The sequence below is a fragment of the Sphingomonas citri genome (assembly GCF_019429485.1).
GTDB classification, from domain to species: domain Bacteria; phylum Pseudomonadota; class Alphaproteobacteria; order Sphingomonadales; family Sphingomonadaceae; genus Sphingomonas; species Sphingomonas citri.
In genome coordinates this window covers 230,312-249,642 of sequence record NZ_JAHXZN010000002.1, presented here as the reverse complement: position 1 = coordinate 249,642, position 19,331 = coordinate 230,312, and the positions used below count along the sequence as shown (strand labels likewise).

Genomic DNA, 19,331 nt, shown 5'->3' with positions numbered 1-19,331 from the left:
CGGCCGCCCGCTGTGTCGGGCTAGCGCCGTCGCTCGGCCAGCCGCACCACCTTGCCGCCGCTCGTCAGCGCCGCGAGCGCGGCGGCGAGGTCGGCGCGGCGGAACGGCTTGGCGAGCTGCGGTAGCTCCAGCGCGAGGTCGCCGCCGGCATAGCCCGTCACCACCAGCACCAGCAGGTCGGGGCGGCGACGGTGGATCTCAGCGGCGAGCTCGGCGCCGTTCGTCCGCGGCATCATGTAATCCGTCAGCACCGCGTCGACCGACAGGCCGTCGTCGAGGGCCGCCAGCGCCGCGGCGCCGTCGCTCGCCTCGGTGACCTGATGGCCGAGATCGCGCAGCATCTCGGCGGTGCCGGTGCGCACCAGATCCTCGTCGTCCACCAGCAGCACCGCGAGCGGGCGGGTCTCGGCGATCCGCTCGCCCGCGCGCTGGCGGGCGCCCGCCTCGGCGTCACGCTCCGCGACCGGCAGATAGAGGTCGGCTCGCGTGCCTTGGCCGGGCTTGCTCGTCATGACGAAAGCGCCGCCGAGCTGCGCGGCGAGTCCGTGCACCATCGACAGGCCCAGCCCGGTGCCCTTGCCGCGCTCCTTGGTGGAATAGAAGGGCTCGATCGCGCGCGCGAGCGTCGCCTCGTCCATGCCGGTACCGGTGTCGATCACCGCCAAGCGAACATAGGCGCCGGGTGCGAGGCGTAGAGCGGAACCTGGGCCGATCGCCTCGGTCGCGGCGATCACGGTGAGCCGACCACCCTCGGGCATGGCGTCACGCGCGTTGACGCACAGGTTGAGCAACGCGAGTTCCAGCTGGTTGGGGTCGGCCAGCGCCGGCGGCAGGTCGTCGGGCAGCACGAGCTTCAGCTCGACCCGGCCGCCGACCGAGCTGGCGATCAGGTCGCGCATTCCTTCGACCAGCGCCACGGTGTCGACTGCGCGGGTCTCCAGCGCCTGGCGTCGCGCGAACTGGAGCAGGCGCTGCACCAGCGTCTTCGCGCGCTCGGCCGACTGGAGCGCGCCGTCGATCAGCCGCGCCGCGCGCGCGTCCTCGGCGTAGCGCTTGCCGAGCAGGTCGAGCGCGCCGGTGATCGGGGTGAGCAGGTTATTGAAATCGTGCGCCACGCCACCGGTGAGCTGGCCGATTGTCTCAAGCTTCTGCGCCTCGTGCAGCTGCGCCAGCGCCAGCTCGCGCTCATCGATCGCGGCAGCGACTCGACGCTCCAGCGTCTCGTTGAGCTCGCGCAGCGCGATTTCGGCGCGTTTGCGCTCGGTCACGTCCTGGAAGATCACCGCCACCTCGCGCCGGCTCGCCGGCTCGACGCGGAAGGCGGCGAGTTCGAGGTGGCGCCGCGTCGCGACCAGCTCGCGCTCGAAGCGGATCGCCTCGCCGCTGGTCAGCACGCCGCGGTACAGCTCGATCCATCCCTCCGCCTCGTCGCCGACCATGTCGCGCACCTTCTGCCCGACGACGTTCGCGATCCCTGTATGACGCTCATAGGCCGGGTTGGCCTGGACATGGACATAGTCGCTCAGCGGTCCGATTGGGCCGTCGAGGAACTCGATCACGCAGAAGCCCTCGTCCATCGTATCGAACAAGGTACGCAACCTTGCCTCGCTCTCGCGGATCGAGACGATCCGCGCGCGCGCCTCGTATTGCCGCCGCCGCGCGCGGATCGCGGCACGCGCGAGGCTGATCAGCGTGGTCGGGTGGAAGGGGCGTTCGAGGAAGGTGACGTTGCCGAGCAGTTCGAGGTGGCGCACCGCCGCGGGGTTGCGCTCCAGCCCGCCGCCGCGGCTGGTCAGCAGGATGAAGGGCACGTCGGACCATTCCTCCTGCTCCCCGATCCAGCGCGACAGCGCGCGCACGTCGGCGGTGGCGACCGCCTCCTCCGTGACGATGGCGTAGCCGGCGCCGCGATCGAGCTCGGCCACTAGATCAGCCAGCGTCTCGCAGGCGCGCGCCTCCAGCCCCGCCTCGGCGAGCATCTCGGTCGCCACCGCGGCGTCGCGGCCGCGCGGCGCGAGCACCAGCGCGCGTTCGGAGACGGTGGTGCGCTTCACGCGTCCTCGCGCCGAAGCAGCGCCGGGTCGCCGCGCAGCTCGGGCACGCCCCCGAGCACGCCCTGGAAGACGGTCAGCGGCTCGCCCAGTGTGATGCCGCGCGCCCCGATCTGATATTCGCGGATCGTGTCCTCGTGCGGGCCGGTGCGCTTCTTCATCACCGAGATGGCGCGACGCACCCGGCCGAGCGCCTCGAAATAGCGCAGCAGGATGACGGTATCGGCGAGATAGGTTACGTCGACCGGCGTGCTCATCCCGCCCACCAGACCGTGCTGCGCCACGGTGAGAAAGGTCGTCGCGCCGCGCCTGTTGAGATATTGCAGCAGCTCGTGGAGGTGGAGCACCAGCGCCTGCTCGCCGGGCATCGCCGCCTGATAGCCGTTGAGGCTGTCGACCACGACGGTCTGCGCGTCATGTTCCTCGACGCAGCGGCGCACGCGCGCCGAGAATTCGCCCGGGGTCAGCTCGGCGGCATCGACCTGCTCCAAGGTGAGGCTACCCGCCTCGACCATGGCGGTGAGATCGATGCCGAGCGCGCGGGCGCGCTGCACCAGGGTGCCGATCTCCTCGTCGAACACGAACATCGCGGCGCGCTCGCCGCGCGCCACCGCGGTGGCGATGAAGGTGAGGACGAGCAGCGACTTGCCCGTGCCCGCCGGGCCCAGCACCAGCACGCTGGAGCCGCGCTCGATGCCGCCGCCCAGCAGCCCGTTGAGCTCGGGCGTGTCGGTGGTGACGAGGTCGCGCGCGAAGTCGCTCTTGTGCTCGGCCGAGACCAGCCGCGGGTAGACGTGGACGCCGCCGGTGAGGATGGTGAAGTCGTGATAGCCGCCGCGATAGCGCCGCCCGCGATATTTGATCACGCGCATCCGCCGCCGCTCGGCGCCGTAATCGGGGGCGAGCTCCTCCAGCCGGATCACGCCGTGCGCGACCGAGTGGACGGTCTTGTCGTTGGTGTCGGTGGTGAGGTCGTCGAGCATCACCACGGTGGCGCCGCTTCGCGCGAAATAGTGCTTCAGCGCCAGGATCTGGCGGCGGTAGCGCAGCGAGCTCTGCGCGAGCAGCCGGATCTCGGACAGGCTGTCGATCACCACGCGATCGGGGCGCGTGCGCTCGAACGCCTCGAAGATCCGCCTGGTGGTCTCGCCGAGTTCGAGGTCGGAGGAGTAGAGCAGGCTCTGCTGCTGTTCCTCGTCGAGCAAATTCTCGGGCGGGACGAGTTCGTAGATCTCGACGCCGGCGAGGTCCCAGCCGTGCGACGCGGCGGTGGCGCGCAGCTCGTCCTCGGTCTCGGACAGCGTGACGTAGAGGCAGCGCTCGCCCAGCGCCGCGCCGGCGCGCAGGAATTGCAGCGCGATCGTGGTCTTGCCGGTGCCGGGGCTGCCTTCGGTCAGGAAGGTGCGCGCGCGCTCCAGGCCGCCGCCGAGCACGTCGTCGAGCCCGGCGATCCCGATCCGCGCGTCGCCTGCGCTAATTACTGGCAATTCGTCCTCCGCCTCGCGTCGGCGCGCACCCTAGCACAGCCGCGCGAGGAGGGTAGCGCCAGCGCGTTGAGCGGGATCAGGGCAGGTGGAGCACGATCCTCCCCGCGAGCGGGGAGGATTTTCCCGGCTCAGCCGTGGCGGTACGCCACCAGCGTCTCGGGCCGCATCTCGATCGAATAGCCCGGCGCGGTCGGTGCCTGATAGGCGCCGTCGCGGACGACACAGGGCTCCAGGAAGTGCTCGTGAAGGTGATCGACATATTCCGCCACGCGTCCCTCGGCGGTGCCGGCGAAGCAGAGATAGTCGATCATCGCGAGATGCTGGACATATTCGCACAGCCCCACGCCCCCGGCGTGTGGGCAGACCGGCAGCTCGGCCTTGGCCGCCATCAGCAGCACCGCCAGCACCTCGTTGACGCCGCCCAGGCGGCAGGCGTCGATCTGCACCACGTCGATCGCGCCCTCGGCGATGAACTGCTTGAACACGATGCGGTTCTGGCACATCTCGCCGGTCGCGACCTGGACCGGGGCGACGCCGCGGCGGATCGCGGCGTGGCCAGCGACGTCGTCCGGGCTGGTCGGCTCCTCGATGAACCAGGGCCGCGCGAAGGCGAGCGCGTTGACGTGATCGATCGCCTGGCCGACCTCCCACACCTGATTGGCGTCGATCATCAGCACCGCGTCGTCGCCGATCGCGCGGCGCGCGATCCCGACGCGGCGGACGTCGTCGTCGAGGCTGACGCCGACCTTGAGCTTGACGTGGCGGAAGCCCTCGGCGATCGCCTCGCGGCACAGCCGCTCGAGCTTCTCGTCCGAATAGCCGAGCCAGCCCGCCGAGGTGGTGTAGCAGGGATAGCCGGAGCGCTCGAGTTCGGCGATGCGCTGTTCCTTGCCCGCCGCGCGCGCGGTGAGCAGCGCCAGCGCCTCCTCCTCGGTGATGTAATCGGTGAGGTAGGTGAAGGGGATCTGCCGCACCAGCTCGGCCGGCGTCATCTCTGCGACCAGCCGCCACAGTGGCTTGCCCGCTTCCTTGGCGAGCAGGTCCCACACCGCGTTGACGACCGCGCCGGTGGCAAGGTGGATCACGCCCTTGTCGGGACCGACCCAGCGAAGCTGGCTGTCCCCGGTGACGCGACGCCAGAAGGCGGCACCGTCCGCGCGCACGGTGGCGAGGTCGAGCCCGACGACCAGCGGGCGCAGCGCCTCGATCGCGGCGCAGCACAGGTCGTTGCCGCGCCCGATCGTGAAGGTCAGGCCGTGGCCTTCGAGGCCCGGCGTGTCGGTCTCGAGGATGCAATAGGCCGCGGAATAGTCCGGATCGGGGTTCATCGCGTCCGAGCCGTCGAGCAAGGCGGAGGTCGGAAAGCGCAGGTCGAGCACCTGCAGGCCGGTGATCACGGTCATGCCGCCGCCCCCTTCACGGATGCGCCGACAGCTGCGTTGCGATAGCCCAAAATGATGCCGCCTCCCCCTGGTGGTCTGTTCGCAGGTGCTACCAATGTTCACCGGTGCGCACAACGGGGATGATGACGCCTGTACAGTGACCGGCGTCATCCTGACTTCATTTTACGATCCACGAAGCCGCGAGCGCCTCACGTGCTGGGAGTGCGGCACGGTGGATCCTGAGACAAGCTCGGGATGACGCCAGCGGCGGTTAAGCGCGAGGGCGGACGGTCGGCAACGAGCGCCGGGGGCGGCGGGCTGGCGGCGGGTGGAGCGGCTCAATAGAGCCGGCTGTCCGCCTCGACGAGCTGCGCCGAGATCGCGTCCGCCGCCGCGCGTACCGCCTTGGCGGCGGCGCGCGGCAGCAGGTCGGCGCCGATCTTCTTGAGGAAGGGGACGGTCAGCGCCGCTGCCGCCGCCCCGCCGCGCATCACCGGCGCGGAGATGTCGGTAACGCCGGTGACGAACGGGCTGGGGGTCAACTCGACGCGGCGCTCGCGCACCGCGTCGGCGTGCGCGCGGAAGGCGGCGAGCTCCTCGGGTGAGAGCGGCGGGTCGAGCAGCGCCTCCCAGCGGCGCCGCACGTCCTCGGGCTGGAAGGCGTAGAGCACCGCGCCCGAGGCGACCTGCGCCAGCGGCTTGCGATAACCCACGCGTACCGAGAAGCCGAGCTGCTCGCTCGATTCCATCCGCGCCACCACCACCATCTCGCCCAGCGTGTGCAACGCGAGGTGGCACGACTGCTGGATGTCGAGCGACAGCTGCCGCATCACCGGCAGCGCGACCTCGACCAGGCTCTGCGTGCGCGGCTGTTTCATGCCGAGCGAGAACAGCCGGTCGGTGAGGAAATAGCCGTCGTCGCTCGGGTCCTGATCGAGGTAGCCGCGGAACTGGAGCACCTGCACCATGCGGAACAGCTCGCCGTGGCTGCGGCCGAGCCGGTTGACGATCGCGGTGAAGGTGAGGGGGCTGGGCGCGGCGGCGAGCAGCTCGAGGATGTCGAGCCCCTTCTCCAGCGCGGGCGCGCGATAGCGGCGCTCGTCCTCGCCCGCGCTGTCCTCGATCATCGGCGTCCCCTCCCGTGGCGCGCATCGACGCCTGTTACCTGCTGTGTAGGCGGGGGAGGGGGCGCGCGGTCAAGGACTTCGTCGCGAGGAGGGAGCTGGGGCGACCGTCGGACGACCTCGCTCCCCCTAACCGCCATCCCGGACTTGTTCCGGAATCCAGCCTTGCGCGCGAGCAGTGGCCGAAGAGGAGGCGGGCCGGTGGATCCCGGAACAAGTCCGGGATGGCGGCGATGAGGGAGGTGACGACGGTGAGGGAGGTGGAGGCGGTGGGGATAGCGACGGAGGTCACGAACGCCATCGTCCCAGCGACACGCAGAGCTACCGGCCCACCACCTTCACCAGCCCCGCCGCCGACTGGCCGGTCGGCAGCGCGCCCGCGGCGGTGAGCCGGCCCGCCGCCTCGTCCCAGCGCAGCGTCGCGCTGCGGCCGCCGTTCTTGCGATAGGCCTCCGTGGTGCCGTCGTCGTCGTACAAGCGGGCGGTCGCGTCGCGGCCAGGGAACACGCGGATCTCGGCCAGCGCCTGCTTCTCCGACGTGTTCGCCACCGGCGCGCCGATCGGCACGATCGAGCCTGCGCGGACGAACAATGGCATGCGCTCGATCGGCGCGGCGGCGTCGATCCACTGGCCACCGGCATGCTTCTGGTTGGTCCACCAGTCGTACCAGTCGCTGCCCGCGGGCAGATAGACGCGCCGGCTGGTCGCGCCCTGCTCCGTCACGGGCGCCACCAGGAAGGCGGGGCCGAACATATATTCGTCGCCGACGGTCGCCACCTGCGGGTCGCTGGCGAAATCCATCCACAAAGCGCGCATGAAGGGTGCGCCGGTCTCGTAGGTGGTCCGCGCCAGCGGGTAGATGTACGGCAGCAGCGAGTAGCGCAGCTTCGACCAGCTCGCCAGGATCGGCTCGGCCGCGGCGCCATAGTCCCAGATCGCGGTCGCCGGGCGCTGGCCGTGGATGCGCAGCGTCGGGGTGAAGCTGTTATACTGGAACCAGCGCACGAACAGCTCGGGATAATCCGGATAGTTCGCGCCCATCGCGGTGGCGCCCGCCGGGCTGAGCAGCGGCGCGCGCGCGGGCTTGCTGCTGCCCGGATATTGCCAGCCGCCGGTGTCGCTCGACCAGAGCGCGATGCCCGAGGCGGTCATGTTGAGACCGGTCGGCACCTGGCGGCGCAGCGATTCCCAGGTCGACTGGATGTCCGACGACCAGAACAGGCAGCCGTTGGCCTGGGTGCCGAGATAGGCCGCGCGGCACAGGATCATGTTGCGGAAGTCGGGACGATCCCGCCGCGATCCCTCGGCCGCACCGTCGGTGTGAAGCAGCGGGAAGACGTTGTGGTAGCGGTCGCCTGACCCGATCGAGTAGAAATAGCCGTCGGGCACGAGATCGGGCTCGGTCTCGTCGAGCCAGAGATAGTCGAAGCCCTGGCTGAGGATGTTGTCGCGCACCTTGCCCCAGAACCAGCCGCGCGCGGCGGGGTTGGTCGAATCGATCAGCGCGCCGGCGCGGTCGGAGCGCACCGGCAGGCCGTCGACGGTCTTGCCGTCGGCGTCCTTGAGGAACCAGCCCTTCGCGTCCAGCTCGTTGAAGTAGCGGCTCTCCTTCTCGAAGCGCGGCCAGACCGAGATGATCGAGTGGAGCCCGCGCTGGTGCAGCTCGCGGTTCATCCCCGCGGGATCGGGGAAGAAGTTCCGGTCGATGTCGAGCTGGCCCATGCGGGTCCAGTGGAACCAGTCGAGCACCATCATATCGAGCGGATAGCCGCGGCTGCGATAGCCGTCCGCCACCGCCATCAGCTCCTGCTGGCTCTCGTAGCGCGCCTTGGACTGGATCAGCCCGAACGCGGCCTTGGGCGGGAGCGGGGTCTTGCCGGTCAATTTGGCATAGCCGGCGTAGAGCTCGTCGCTCGACTTGCCGGTGATGACGAAGAAGCTGACCCGGTCGCCCACCTCGCTCTCGAAACGGGTCTGACCGTGGATCCCCGGCGAGACCCGGGTGGCGGAGGGATTGTCCCACACGATCGCGTAGTTGCGGCTGGAGACGAGGACCGGCACGCAGACCTGCTCGCCCGCCGGCGCGTCGTACCAGTGGCGGCAGTCGATCGTGCGCCCGCGCAGGTCGAGGATCCCCTCCTGGTTCTGACCGAGCCCGTAGAAATGCTCGTTCGGATCAGCCTCGAAATTGGCGCCGGCGAGAAAGGTTTTCTCGCCCGAGACGGTGTGCGGCGCCATCGACCAGCCGCCCATGGTGATGGTGCGCCCGTCGGCGGTGGTGATCGCGACCGAGACCGGCGGCAGCGAGGGGGCGAAATAGCGCTGCATCTGACTCGGCGCACCGGGCCACGGCTGCGCCTTGACGGTGACGGTCAGCGCGCCCGAGGCGAAGACGTCGCCCGCCTGGGTGGTGCTGTGCGACCAGCCCGCGGCGTCGGCCGCGGCGCTGATGCCATAGCCGGGCTTGCCGTCGGCCTGGTCACGCTCGGTGGCGATGGTGACGCGGACGATGTTGGGCGCATAGGGCTCGACCGCGACGAGGCTGCCGTTGCGGTCGACCGTGGCGACCGGCTCGGCGACCGCCTGTCCGCCGAGCGCGAGCAGCCCGAGCGGTAGCGTCCGCGCCCAGCGCGCCGTCCTGCGGTTCATCGTCTTTCCCCTCCGATTGATATGACGGCTTCTGCCCAAGTGAACGTTATCGCTCAAGCGCTTTTCGGTAGCGGTACCATCGGAGTGACGCCCGCGGTCGTCCCGCGGGCGTCTCATCGCGTCAGTAGGTCAGTCGCGCGGTGATGCTGACGCGACGGTCGTTGAGCACCGAGGACTGCGGGCGGCTGGCGACGCCGTAATAGGTGCGGTTCTCGGTGTTGGTCAGGTTGGTGCCGTCGACGGTCAGGCCGAAGTTGGGCGTCACGGTGAGGGTCACCGAGGCGTCGAGCTGCCCGCGCGCGTCGTTGAAGATCGGCAGGTTGCCCGATCCGTTGCCGCGCGTGGTGACAACATATTTCGAGCGCCAGTTATACGCGACCCGCGCCGACAGCGGGCCGCGATCGTAGAAGCCGATCAGATTGTAGCTGTACTTTGACAATTGCTCGAGCGGCACGGTGAGCTGCGCGCCGCTGGTGTCCTGCGCGTCGGGCGAGGGTGCCTTGCTGTCGACATAGGTGAAGTTCGCCTGCGCGCCGAAGCCCGACAGCCAGCCCGGCAGGAAATCGAGGAAGGTGTTGCCGCCGACTTCGAAGCCCTTGATCTTGCCGTCGTCACCGTTGACCGGACGGGTGACCTGATAGACGTAGTCGACCCCGTTGAACGAATAGGTCTCCGGTGCGGTGATGGTCGCGATGAAGCCGTCGACCTTCTTGTAGAAGCCCGCCGCGTAGATCGATCCGGTGCGCGAGAAGTAATATTCCAGGCTGGCGTCGAGCTGGTCCGCGGTGAGCGGGCGAAGGTCGGCGTTGCCCGAGGTAGCGGTGCGCTGGCCGTTGGTGGGATTGTTCTCGAAGATCGTGATGTTCGGATTGAGCTGGTCGAAGCCCGGCCGGGTCAGCGCCTTGGACGCGGCGAGGCGCAGCTGCAGCTTGTCGGTGAAGTGAAACGCCAGGTTCAGGCTCGGCAGCGCCTTGGTGTAGTCCGAGTCGACGTTCACCGGATTGAAGGTGATTGGGCCGTTGCCGTAGATCGGCGCGCCGGTGATCGCGTCGGTGCCGGTCTGCACCCGCGGCGACGAGCCGACGAAGCCCGCGGTGCTCACCTTGGTCTTGATCAGCCGCACGCCGATATTGCCGTCGATCGGCACCGCGCCGCCGCTGCCGAAGCGCGCCACGCCGTACGCGGTATAGGTCTTCTCGCCCTGCGTGTTGCGGTCGGACGGCGCGTAGCCGACGCCGGCGAGCAGCGCCGCCTGCTGCGACGGATCGACGAACGGGGCCAGCGCCTGCCGCGTCGCGCCATAGTCGAGCACGGTATCGCGGTTGAAGAACACCGCGCTGGTGGGCACGTCCTGGAAGCCGCGATAGAGGTCGCCGCGGAACAGCCGCTGCTCATAGAGATCGGGCGAGAGCGCGCGGGTGAGGCCGTAATATTGATAAGTCGAGCTGTCGGTCACCGCCGAGCGGTCGGTGTAGCGCAGCCCCCCCGCGAGTGACTTCAGGAAGCCGCCGTCGATCTTGTACTCGGCGTCCAGGCGGCCGGCATATTCGGTGCCGACCGAATGCTCGATATGATCGAGGTAGCCCGCTCCCGAGGCGTAATTGGCCGGATCGCTGACCAGCCCGTTGCCGTTGCCAGGATCACTGTCAGGCGAGATGATCATCGACGGCACGCCGCTGCCGACCGAGGTGGTCAGCCGCTCGGCGGTGGACGCGAGGATGACGATCGAGCGCTGCCCGTCGGTGACGCCGCGGATATACTGGAAGTCGCCGTTGATCGTCAGCCGGTCGCTCGGCCGCCATTTGGCGTTGAGCGAATAGTCGTTGGTGACGGAATGGCGCTGTTCGAGGCTGGTGTTTGCGTTGATCGGCACGTTGACGAAGGTGCCGCTGCGGAAATTGCCCTCGCTGTCGTAGGTGAACGGCTGGGTGAAGTCCGGCGTGATCGGATTGTCGCCGGTGTAGGCGAAGAAGCTGTAGTCGCCGTAACGGAATTTGTAGTCCGAGCGAACATATTCGGCGGTGACGTCGATCGTGTCGGTCGGCCGCCACTGCACCGCGGCGTCGATGCCGAGGCGGCGGCGATCGCCGAGATATTGGCCGATGCCGACGCCGTGCGAGAGGTACGTCGGCTGGCCGAGCCGGCCTAGGCCCTGGGCGGTGGCATAGTCGGTCGCGTTGACCGGCTGGCCGCTCGCGTTCAGCTGGTCGTTGAGCAGGTAGAAGGGCTGGCTGGAGATCTGGTCCTGGCGGAACGCGGTCTCCTGATAGGCAACGTCGAGCAGCACGCCGATCTCGCCGACGCCGGTCTGCCAGCGATCCGACACGAGCAGGTTCGCCTGCGGCTTTGTGCCGTCGTACAGGTCGTAATAGTTGGCGGTCGCGCTCGCGGAGAGCTTGAAGCCGTCGAAGTCGAACGGCTTGCGCGTGCGCAGGTTGACGAGGCCGCCGATGCCGCCCTCGATCAGGTTGGCCGAGGGATTCTTGTAGACGTCGACCCCGGCGAGCAACTCGGAGGGCACGTCTTCCAGGCTCAGCGTGCGACCGTTGTTGGCCGTGAACACGTCACGCCCGTTGATCTCGGTGCGCACCTGGCTGAGCCCGCGGATCGCGATCGAGCTGCCCTCACCGTAGCTGCGCTGGATCTGGATGCCGGTGATCCTCTGCAATGCCTCGGCGACGTTGCGATCGGGCAGCTTGCCGATGTCCTCGGCGACGATCGAGTCGACGATCTGGTCGGCGTAGCGCTTGATCCCCTGCGCGCTGCTGAGGCTGGCGCGGACGCCTGTGACGACGACGTCACCGCCGCTGGCATCGCTGTTGCCGCTGCCGGGATCGGCGATGCCCTGGTCGCCGCTCGGTGCGGTGACGCCGCTTCCCGTGCCCGGCTGCTGAGCCGTGGGAGGGGAGCCTTCCCGCGTCTGCGCGTGCGCGGTCGCGCCAGCCAGCAGCAGCGCCGCCGCGGACACCGTCAGTGCCAGTCGCGCCCGCGCGCGGCGCGCGATGAACCCGTTACCCGTCATCATCCTCGTCCTCCCTGCGCCGGCGCACGCATCGCGCCAGCGGCCTGTCATCGGCGGGCGTCTCGTTGCTGCGGCGGCGCCCGAGAACGTTCACTACTGCAGGATCAATCATATTCATATATGAATTTCACGCGCACCAGCGACTAGGCTATGTTAAGCTCCCAAGCGGACGGGGGGAGGAAGATGCTCCAATTCAATCGTTTGCTCTTGGCTGCCGTAGGAGCTGTCATGATGACGGCGGCGTGGGCGGAAGCGCCCGCGGCCGAGCCGGTGTACCAGAGCTCGCCAGAGCGCCGCACCGTCCCGGAGCGGGACTGGGGCCCTTGGCTGGGGCCGTTCCGGGCGCGGCTGGTACCCAGCCTGATGCAGGACTTCGGCGAGCGTTACCTCTACGCGGCGGCCAACCGCGCGCTCGGTGCGCCGCGGCCGGGCGAGCGGCGGGTGGTGTTTCTGGGCGATTCGATCACCGATCGCTGGGACCTGTCGCGCTCTTTCCCGGGCCGCCCCTATGTCAATCGCGGGATCGGCAGCCAGGTGACGAGCCAGTTGCTGCTGCGCTTCCATCAGGACGTGGTCGCGCTGCACCCCGCGGCGGTGGTGGTGCTCGCCGGCGTCAACGACGTGCAGGGCTTCCTGCAGCAGGAGAGCGACGCGCAGATCGAGGCGAACTGGGAGGCGCTGGGCGACCTCGCCGACGCGCACGGTATCAGGGTGGTGTTCGGCGCGCTGCTACCCGTCAACGGCGACACGGCGGCGGCGCGCGACGTGCTGCGTGAGCGCGATCCGGCGCGCCTGCGGACGCTCAACGCCTGGCTGCGCGCCTTCTGTGCGCGCCGCGGCTACGTCTACGCCGATTATTACGCCGCGCTGGTCGACGGGCGCGGGCTGATGCGGCACGATCTTACTGCGGACGGCATCCACCCGCTACGCGCCGGCTACGTCCTGATGGCGCCCGTCGCCGAGGCGGCGATCCGGCGCGCGCTGGGGGAGAAGACGCGGACACGCTTGCCGTCCTAGCGACAGCTCGCCGACGTCTCACCCCTGCGCCGCGAGGTCGAAGATCAGCCCCGCCTGGACCCATTTCTCCCCTGCCGCCGCCCAGGGGAGGCGTTGCTGGAAGCCGTCCATCAGCGTCTCCCAGGCGACCACGTCGAGGTCGGCGGCGTCGGCGTGCGCCTTCGCAGTGGGGTCGAACGCCGCCGTGACGTCCATCACCATCACCAGCCGGTTGCCGCTGCGGAAGATCTGCATCGCCGCGATCCCCGCGGCGCGGATGCTCGCCACCACGGGCTTGGGTACAGCGCCGGCGGCATGCCACGCCTCGTAGCGCGCGATCGACTCCGGTTCGTCGACGAGGTCGAGCAGCAGGACGTGGCGCTTGGTCAATTGATCCACCCGCCGTCGATGATGTGCGCCTGCCCGGTGGTGAACGCGGACTCGTCGCTCGCGAGGTACAGTGCGAGTGCGGCGACTTCCTCGGGCCGCCCCAGCCGCCCCATCGGCTGGCGCGCGGTGAAGTCGGCGCGCGCCTTGGCGTAATCGCCGGTGTCGTGCAGCCGCTGCTGGAGCGAGGGCGAGTCGACCGTGCCGGGGCAGATCGCGTTGCAGCGGATGCCGCGCGCGACGAAGTCCGCCGCGACGGACTTGGTCAACCCGATCACCGCCGCCTTGGTCGCGCCATAGGCGAAGCGATTGGGGATGCCCTTGATCGAGCTGGCGATCGACGCGACGTTGACGATGCTGCCGCCGCCGCGCTCCAGCATCACCGGCAGGAACGCGCGCACCGTGCGATACATGGCGGTGACGTTGAGCTCGTTGGAGAAGGCCCAGGCGTCCTCGTCGCAGTCGAGGATGGTGCCGCTGTGGACGAAGCCGGCGCAATTGACGAGCACGTCGACCGCCCCGGTCCGCGCCGGCAGCGCCGCGACTGCGGCGGCGTCCCGCACGTCGAGCGCGAGCGTCTCGGCGTCGAGGCCGTCGAGCTTGGCGAGGTCGATGTCGCTGGCGATGACGCGCGCGCCCTCGCGCGCGAACAGCTCGGCGGTGGCGCGGCCGATGCCTTGGCCCGCAGCGGTGATGAAGGCGGTCTTGCCCGCCAGACGCTCGCTCACGCAGAAGTCTCCGTTGAAATGTCGTCGAGCGCGGCGCGACAATCGTCCCACAGCGGCTCGGGGATGGGATGGCGCGCGTAACGCAGCGTGTCCGCCACCTGGGCTTCGCCGACCAGGCCCGGGATGACGCTCGCCACCGCCGGCGCGCGGGTGGGGAATTGCAGCGCGGCAGCGGGCAGCGGCACGCCGTGCCGCGCGCAGGCTCGCTCCAGCGCCGCGACCCGCTCGACCACCTCGGCGGGCGCGGGGGCGTAGTTGAAGTGGCCGTGCGAGGCGCTGCCCTCGACCAGGATCCCGCTGTTGTACGGGCCGCCGATCACCACGCACGTGCCGACCCGTGCGCAGCGATCGAGCAGCGCGGCGGCGGCGTCGGGCTCCAGCAGCGTGTAGCGGCCGGCAAGGAGGATGACGTCGAGCTCGACCGCGTCGAGCAGCCGCTCGCACACCGCGATCTCGTTGACGCCCAATCCGATCGCGTCGATCGCGCCGGTGTCGCGCAGGTCGCGCAGCGCGCGATAGCCGCCGTCGAGGAAGGCGCGCAGGTGGCGCTCGGCATCCGCGCCGTGGGTGACCTCGCCTAGATCGTGCGCGAACAGCAGCTCGACGCGGTCTCGCCGCAGCCGCGCGAGGCTGGCTTCGTGGCTGCGCAGCACCGCGTCATGGCCATAGTCGAACACCGGCTCGAGCGGCGGCGCGGCGACGAAGCCGTGGCGCTCGGGCGCGTCGCTGTCGGTCGGCACCAGCAGCCGGCCGACCTTGGTCGAGACGATCGCGCGCGCCTCCGGATCATGGCGCGCCAGCGCGCGGCCGAGCCGTTCCTCCGCCAGCCCGAAGCCGTAGTGCGGGGCGACGTCGAAATAGCCGATCCCGGCGGCGAGCGCGGCGGCGACGGTGGCGTCGGCCGTAGCCTCGTCGACCTCGCGGTAGAGGTTGCCGATCCCGGCACAGCCCATGCCGAGCGGCGGCAGCGTCAGCGTCATGCGGCGATCCCGTAGGTGGCGCGCGCGGTGCCATCGAACACCGCGTCGTGGTGCTCGCGCGGCACCAGCGCGCGCGCCTGCGCCTGCCAGCCGGCATAGTCGCCCGCGAGCGCGAGCACGGGCCAGTCGCTGCCCCACATCAGCCGCTCGGGCGCGAACAGCGCGATCAGCGCGGCGGCGGCGGGCGCGACCGCCTCGGGCGGGTCGGCGGGGCCGCGTTCGGTGAGCAGGCCGGAGAGCTTGCAGCGCACCCGCGGCAGGACGGCGAGCGCGGCCAGGTCGGCCTGCCACTCAGTGAGGTCGTCGAGCACCGGCTTGGCGCCATGATCGATCACGATCGTGAGCGCGGGATGCCGCGCCGCGAGTCGCGCAAGGCTCGGCAGGTGGCGCGGTCGCACCAGCGCCTCGAGGACCAGCCCGGCGCGTGTCATCGCGTCCCACACCGGGTCGCGCGCGGGATCGTCGTACCAGTCGGCGGCGAGGTCCTGCACCATCGGGCGCAGCGCGCGCAGCTTGGGCGCGCGCGCCAGCCGCTCCATCACGGCGACCGCGTCGGGCGCGTCCACGTCGGTCCAGCCGGTCACCGCCAGCACCTGCGGCTCCTGCGCCGCGAGCGCGAGCAGCCATTCGGTGTCGCGCGCGTCGGGCTGCGACTGCACCAACACCACGCCCTCGACCGCCGCCGCGCCCGCCAGCGCGCGCCAGTCGTCCATCAGGAAGTCGCGGTGGATCGCGGGAAGGTCAGGCGTAGGCCAGCTGTGGCCGTTGGCGCCGATGCGCCAGAGGTGGACGTGCGTGTCGATCACGCGCGCCCCCGCCGCAGCGACAAAGCGTAGAGCAGCACCACCGTGAAACAGACTGCGGGCACGACCATCGCCATCACGATCGAGCCGCTGCGGTCCGACACCAGCCCCATCAGTGCCGGGAACACCGCGCCGCCGACGATCGCCATCACCAGCAGCGCCGCGGCGGACTTGGTCAGCGCGCCGAGGTCGCGCACCGCCTCGGCGAAGATCGTCGGATACATGATCGACATGAAGAAGCTGGTCGCCACCAGCGCGACGATGCCGATCCCGCCGCCGAGAAGCGCCGCCGCCAGCGTCAGCGCGCCGGCGATCGCGGCGAAGGCGGCGAGCAGCCGCGCCGGCGCGACGCGCGTCATCAGCGCGGTGCCCGCGAACCGCCCCGCCATGAACAGCACCAGCGACAGCGTCAGGTAATGCGCCGCGGTGCGCTCGCCCGTCCCGGGCACCGCCACCTCGCTGTAGCGGATCAGGAAGCTCCAGATGCCGACCTGCGCGCCGACGTAGAAGAACTGCGCCGCCACGCCGCCGCGCACCCGCGCCGAGCGCACCACCGCGGCGAAGTCGCCCGCGGCGCCGACGCCTTCCTCGATGTCGCGCTCGGTCGCGACCGGCGGGAAGGAGGTCAGCCGGATCAGCGCGGCCCAGGCCAGCACGCCGAGGCCGATGACGAGATAGGGCAGTTGCACCGCCGCCGCCTCGGCGGCGCGCGCGGCCTCGCCGGTGACCGGTCCGGACTGGCCCGACAGGATGAACTGGCTGCCGATCAGCACGCCCGTGATCGAGCCGAGCGGGTTGAACGCCTGCGCCAGATTGAGCCGCCGCGCCGCGCTGTCCTCGCTGCCCAGCTTCGCCATTAGCGGGTTGGCGGAGGTTTCTAGGAAGCCGAGCCCGCTCGCGATCACGAACAGCGCGAGCAGGAAGGCGGGATAGCTCTGCCACGCTGCGGCGGGCCAGAACATCAGCGCGCCTGCGCCGTACAGCAACAGCCCGAGCAGCACCGCGGCGCGATAGCCGAAGCGCCGCATCGTCAGCGCCGCCGGGATCGCGAGGCAGAAATAGCCGAGGTAGAAGGCCGACTGTACCAGCCCCGCGCCGAGATCGCTCAGTACGAACAGCTTCTTGAAATGCGCGATCAGCACGTCGTTGAGGTTGTTGGCGACGCCCCACAGGAAGAAGAGCGCGACGACGAGCACCAGCGGCAGCCGTCGCATCGACGCGCCGCTCATGCCAGCCCGCGCCCGTCGATTCGCACCGCGGGGACGAACCCGCCCGGCGCGCGCCCGCCGAGGTCGAGCTCCAGCCCGCGCGGCGTCTGGCGGTGCGCGACCGTGCCGCCGCCGAGCAGCGTGACGCGCTCCACCACCGGCGCGTTCGGCGCCGCGGCCAGCGCGGCGACGCGCGCGGTGCCGGCGGGCGGCTTGAGGAACAAGGCGTAGAGCGCGCCGGCGCGCGTAGTGAAGCGCACGTCCTCGGCGGTGAAAGGCTTGGCCGCCTCCTCGTTCTGCGCGCCGGCGGCGACCCGGGTCGGCCCCTCGCCATAGATCCGCCACGGGCGCGAGGCGAAGATCGCCTCGCCGTTGATCGCCATCCAGCGCTCCATCGCGTCCAGAATCTTCTCCTCCTCGGCGTCGATCGCGCCGTGACCCGGCTGCGGGATCGAGAGCAGCAGGTTGCCGTTCTTCGAGACGACGTCGGCGAGCCGCTGCACCACGTCCTCGGCGGTCTTGTAGCTGCGGTCGTTGAGCCTGGCGACATTGTAGAACCAGTCGCCGATGCAGGTGTCGGTCTGCCACGGTTCGGCGCGCAGCCGGTCGCTGAAGCCGCGCTCGACGTCCTCGACGATCCCGCCCAGCTGGTGCGGCTCCAGCTTCTTGCCGGTGAGCACGACATCGGGCGCGCCGTGCCACTGGATCGCGCGGTTGTAATAGTCCGCCGCCGCCTCCAGCCCGATCGCGCCGAACGGCAGCGCGGTATCGTCCATGTAGCAGAGGTCGGGCTTGTACTTGGCCATCAGATCGGCCTGGCGCAGCAGCCACCGGGCGGCGTAGCGCGGGTCGGCCGGGGGCGGCGTCTCGATCCACTGACCGTCGTGCGCCTCGTGCCACGTGCCCATCGCCGCGGCGGTGCGGATGCCGTCGGGCGCGACCATGTGGCGGCCGGTGTAGAGCTGCTGCGGGTCGAGCCCGTCCCACCAGGTGCCGCGGCCGTCGGCGCGGGTCAGGTGATAGGCGTCGTAGCGCTCGCCCGCGCGCGGCCCCTCGGGGTCATAGGCGTAGGCGGGCTGGTACCAGTGCCAGGCGTGCGCGGCATGGTTCGACACGCCGAACTTGAGCCCCGCCTGCCGCGCCGCGCGCTCCCAGGTGCCGACCACGTCGCGCTTCGGCCCGACGCGCAGCGAGTTCCAGGCGTGATAGCGGCTGTCGTAGCAGTCGAGATTGTCGTGGTGGCAGGCGAGCGCCATGAAGTACTTGGCGCCGACGCGCTTGTAGCGCTCGACCAGCGCCTGCGGGTCCCAGCGCTCCGCCTTCCACAGGTTCTGGATGTCCTTCATCCCGACCTTCGTCGGGTGGCCGTAGGTGCGTAGGTGGTGCTCGTAGACCGGATGCCCCTGCATGTAGAGGAAGCGACCGTACCAGTCGCCCTGCTCGGGCACCGCCTGCGGCCCCCAGTGCGACCACAGTCCGAGCTTAGCGTCGCGGAACCACTCGGGGACGCGATAGTGCGAGCGCAGCGACTCCCATGTCGGCTGGACCGGCCCGCTCACCGTGCCGGTCGGGCTGGCGGCGAGACCGGCGCGCGCGGCGAGCACCGCGGCCGAGCCGGCGAGGAAGGCACGGCGCTGGATCGCGGTCATGCTCAGCGCCCGAGCGCGCGGCGGATCGAGTCGAGCGCGACCGGCGCCATCGCGGCATAGCCCGCCGCGGTGGGGTGGACGCCGTCGCTCGCCAGCCCCTCCCGCATTGCGCCTGCGGGCGTGGCGAGTACCGGGTGATAGTCGACCCAGGTCGCGCCGCTGCGGCGCGCATAGGCCTGGAGCCAGGCGTTGAGCGCGGCGATCTGCGGCGCGGGGCGCTTGTCCGGGCTCCACGGGAAGGCAGCGGCGGGCGGGACCGAGGCGAGGATCACCTTGATCCCGTTGGCGCGCGCCAGCTCGGCCATGCTCTGGATATGGCCCTCGACCGTCTCGATCGTGGCGGCGCCGGTGTTGCCTGCGACGTCGTTGGTGCCCGCCATGATGTGGACCGCCTGCGGGTGAAGGTCGATCACGTCCTGGCGGAAGCGCAGCAGCATCTGCGAGGTGGTCTGCCCGCTGATGCCGCGGTCGACCCGGCCGTCGCGCCAGAAATCGGGCGCGAGGTTGATCCAATTGTCAGTGATCGAGTCGCCCATGAAGACAACCCGCGGCTTCGCCGTCAGCGCGCGGTTGGCGGCGGCGTAGCGGCACAGCTGGCCGTGGTCGCGCGTGAGCATGTGGAGGTTCGCGATCGTTCCCGCCGCCTTGTCCGCCGGCTTGGGATGTGCGGGGCAGGGGTCGGCGACGATGCCCGAGGGATCGTCGGCGTACGGATCGCCGGGTACCTTCGTCTGCGCCGTCGCGACGGTCGCGGTGGCGAGCAGTGCCGCGGCGGCGGCCCAGCTGATCGATGCGCGCAACGCTTCCTCTCCCTCGCCCGACGCTGCCACTCGGTCGGGCAGCGCTCCTGTCGCGACGCTACAAC

General features: G+C 70.2%; 14 protein-coding genes. 1 reads left to right on the top strand and 13 read right to left on the bottom strand.

Translation table 11 applies throughout. The annotated features are described in order from the left end of the window. Positions 1-20: 20 nt before the first annotated feature. From KZ820_RS09275 to KZ820_RS09250, 6 genes are all read right to left on the bottom strand, one after another. A complete protein-coding gene (locus KZ820_RS09275; protein ID WP_308462176.1) occupies positions 21-2,054 on the bottom strand; it encodes a hybrid sensor histidine kinase/response regulator in 2,034 nt (677 codons plus the stop codon). After that, complete coding sequence (locus KZ820_RS09270) at positions 2,051-3,502, bottom strand: ATPase domain-containing protein (protein ID WP_219748563.1); 1,452 nt, start codon at positions 3,500-3,502, stop codon at positions 2,051-2,053. The genes KZ820_RS09275 and KZ820_RS09270 overlap by 4 nt, the downstream gene beginning before the upstream one ends. Before the next feature lie 164 nt (positions 3,503-3,666). Continuing rightward, positions 3,667-4,941 carry an L-fuconate dehydratase gene (locus KZ820_RS09265; protein ID WP_219748356.1) on the bottom strand — a complete coding sequence of 425 codons (1,275 nt, stop codon included), beginning with the start codon at positions 4,939-4,941 and terminating at the stop codon, positions 3,667-3,669. A 317-nt stretch (positions 4,942-5,258) separates the two neighbouring features. Continuing rightward, positions 5,259-6,047, bottom strand: a complete 789-nt coding sequence (locus KZ820_RS09260) for an IclR family transcriptional regulator (RefSeq protein WP_132907302.1) — start codon at positions 6,045-6,047, stop codon at positions 5,259-5,261. A gap of 318 nt (positions 6,048-6,365) precedes the next feature. Then, complete coding sequence (locus KZ820_RS09255; protein ID WP_219748355.1) at positions 6,366-8,693, bottom strand: glycoside hydrolase family 31 protein; 2,328 nt, start codon at positions 8,691-8,693, stop codon at positions 6,366-6,368. Positions 8,694-8,814: 121 nt separating this feature from the next. Further along, positions 8,815-11,718, bottom strand: a complete 2,904-nt coding sequence (locus tag KZ820_RS09250) for a TonB-dependent receptor (protein ID WP_258047995.1) — start codon at positions 11,716-11,718, stop codon at positions 8,815-8,817. Positions 11,719-11,943: 225 nt separating this feature from the next. Between KZ820_RS09250 and KZ820_RS09245 the strand changes: the two genes are divergently transcribed. Beyond that, complete coding sequence (locus KZ820_RS09245; RefSeq protein WP_219748354.1) at positions 11,944-12,732, top strand: GDSL-type esterase/lipase family protein; 789 nt, start codon at positions 11,944-11,946, stop codon at positions 12,730-12,732. Between the two features lie 18 nt (positions 12,733-12,750). Here the strand turns inward: KZ820_RS09245 and KZ820_RS09240 are convergent, their stop codons facing one another. From KZ820_RS09240 to KZ820_RS09210, 7 genes are read right to left on the bottom strand one after another with little or no spacing between them, the layout of a single operon-like run. Then, positions 12,751-13,110: an L-rhamnose mutarotase gene (locus KZ820_RS09240; RefSeq protein ID WP_373369016.1), complete on the bottom strand. Its 360-nt coding sequence runs from the start codon at positions 13,108-13,110 to the stop codon at positions 12,751-12,753. After that, a complete protein-coding gene (locus tag KZ820_RS09235; protein WP_219748353.1) occupies positions 13,098-13,826 on the bottom strand; it encodes an SDR family oxidoreductase in 729 nt (242 codons plus the stop codon). The genes KZ820_RS09240 and KZ820_RS09235 overlap by 13 nt, the downstream gene beginning before the upstream one ends. Next, a complete protein-coding gene (locus KZ820_RS09230; RefSeq protein WP_258047993.1) occupies positions 13,823-14,806 on the bottom strand; it encodes an aldo/keto reductase in 984 nt (327 codons plus the stop codon). Before KZ820_RS09230 ends, KZ820_RS09235 begins: the two co-directional genes overlap by 4 nt. After that, positions 14,803-15,612, bottom strand: coding sequence for an amidohydrolase family protein (locus KZ820_RS09225; RefSeq protein WP_219748352.1), 810 nt, complete (start codon positions 15,610-15,612; stop codon positions 14,803-14,805). Before KZ820_RS09225 ends, KZ820_RS09230 begins: the two co-directional genes overlap by 4 nt. Continuing rightward, positions 15,609-16,838: an L-fucose:H+ symporter permease gene (gene fucP / locus KZ820_RS09220; RefSeq protein WP_219748351.1), complete on the bottom strand. Its 1,230-nt coding sequence runs from the start codon at positions 16,836-16,838 to the stop codon at positions 15,609-15,611. The genes KZ820_RS09225 and fucP overlap by 4 nt, the downstream gene beginning before the upstream one ends. Next, positions 16,835-18,466: an alpha-L-fucosidase gene (locus tag KZ820_RS09215; RefSeq protein ID WP_219748350.1), complete on the bottom strand. Its 1,632-nt coding sequence runs from the start codon at positions 18,464-18,466 to the stop codon at positions 16,835-16,837. The genes fucP and KZ820_RS09215 overlap by 4 nt, the downstream gene beginning before the upstream one ends. A 2-nt stretch (positions 18,467-18,468) precedes the next feature. Next, the gene (locus KZ820_RS09210; protein ID WP_258047991.1) at positions 18,469-19,266 is read right to left on the bottom strand and encodes an SGNH/GDSL hydrolase family protein; all 798 of its coding nucleotides are present in this window, start codon (positions 19,264-19,266) and stop codon (positions 18,469-18,471) included. Positions 19,267-19,331: the final 65 nt, after the last annotated feature.

Bases quoted from the DNA above. Each gene is read 5' to 3' on its own strand.
- KZ820_RS09265 (WP_219748356.1), bottom strand. From the start codon at position 4,941: ATGACCGTGATCACCGGCCTGCAGGTGCTCGACCTGCGCTTTCCGACC.
- KZ820_RS09260 (WP_132907302.1), bottom strand. From the start codon at position 6,047: ATGATCGAGGACAGCGCGGGCGAGGACGAGCGCCGCTATCGCGCGCCC.
- KZ820_RS09255 (WP_219748355.1), bottom strand. From the start codon at position 8,693: ATGAACCGCAGGACGGCGCGCTGGGCGCGGACGCTACCGCTCGGGCTG.
- KZ820_RS09250 (WP_258047995.1), bottom strand. From the start codon at position 11,718: ATGATGACGGGTAACGGGTTCATCGCGCGCCGCGCGCGGGCGCGACTG.
- KZ820_RS09245 (WP_219748354.1), top strand. From the start codon at position 11,944: ATGATGACGGCGGCGTGGGCGGAAGCGCCCGCGGCCGAGCCGGTGTAC.
- KZ820_RS09230 (WP_258047993.1), bottom strand. From the start codon at position 14,806: ATGACGCTGACGCTGCCGCCGCTCGGCATGGGCTGTGCCGGGATCGGC.
- fucP (WP_219748351.1), bottom strand. From the start codon at position 16,838: ATGAGCGGCGCGTCGATGCGACGGCTGCCGCTGGTGCTCGTCGTCGCG.
- KZ820_RS09215 (WP_219748350.1), bottom strand. From the start codon at position 18,466: ATGACCGCGATCCAGCGCCGTGCCTTCCTCGCCGGCTCGGCCGCGGTG.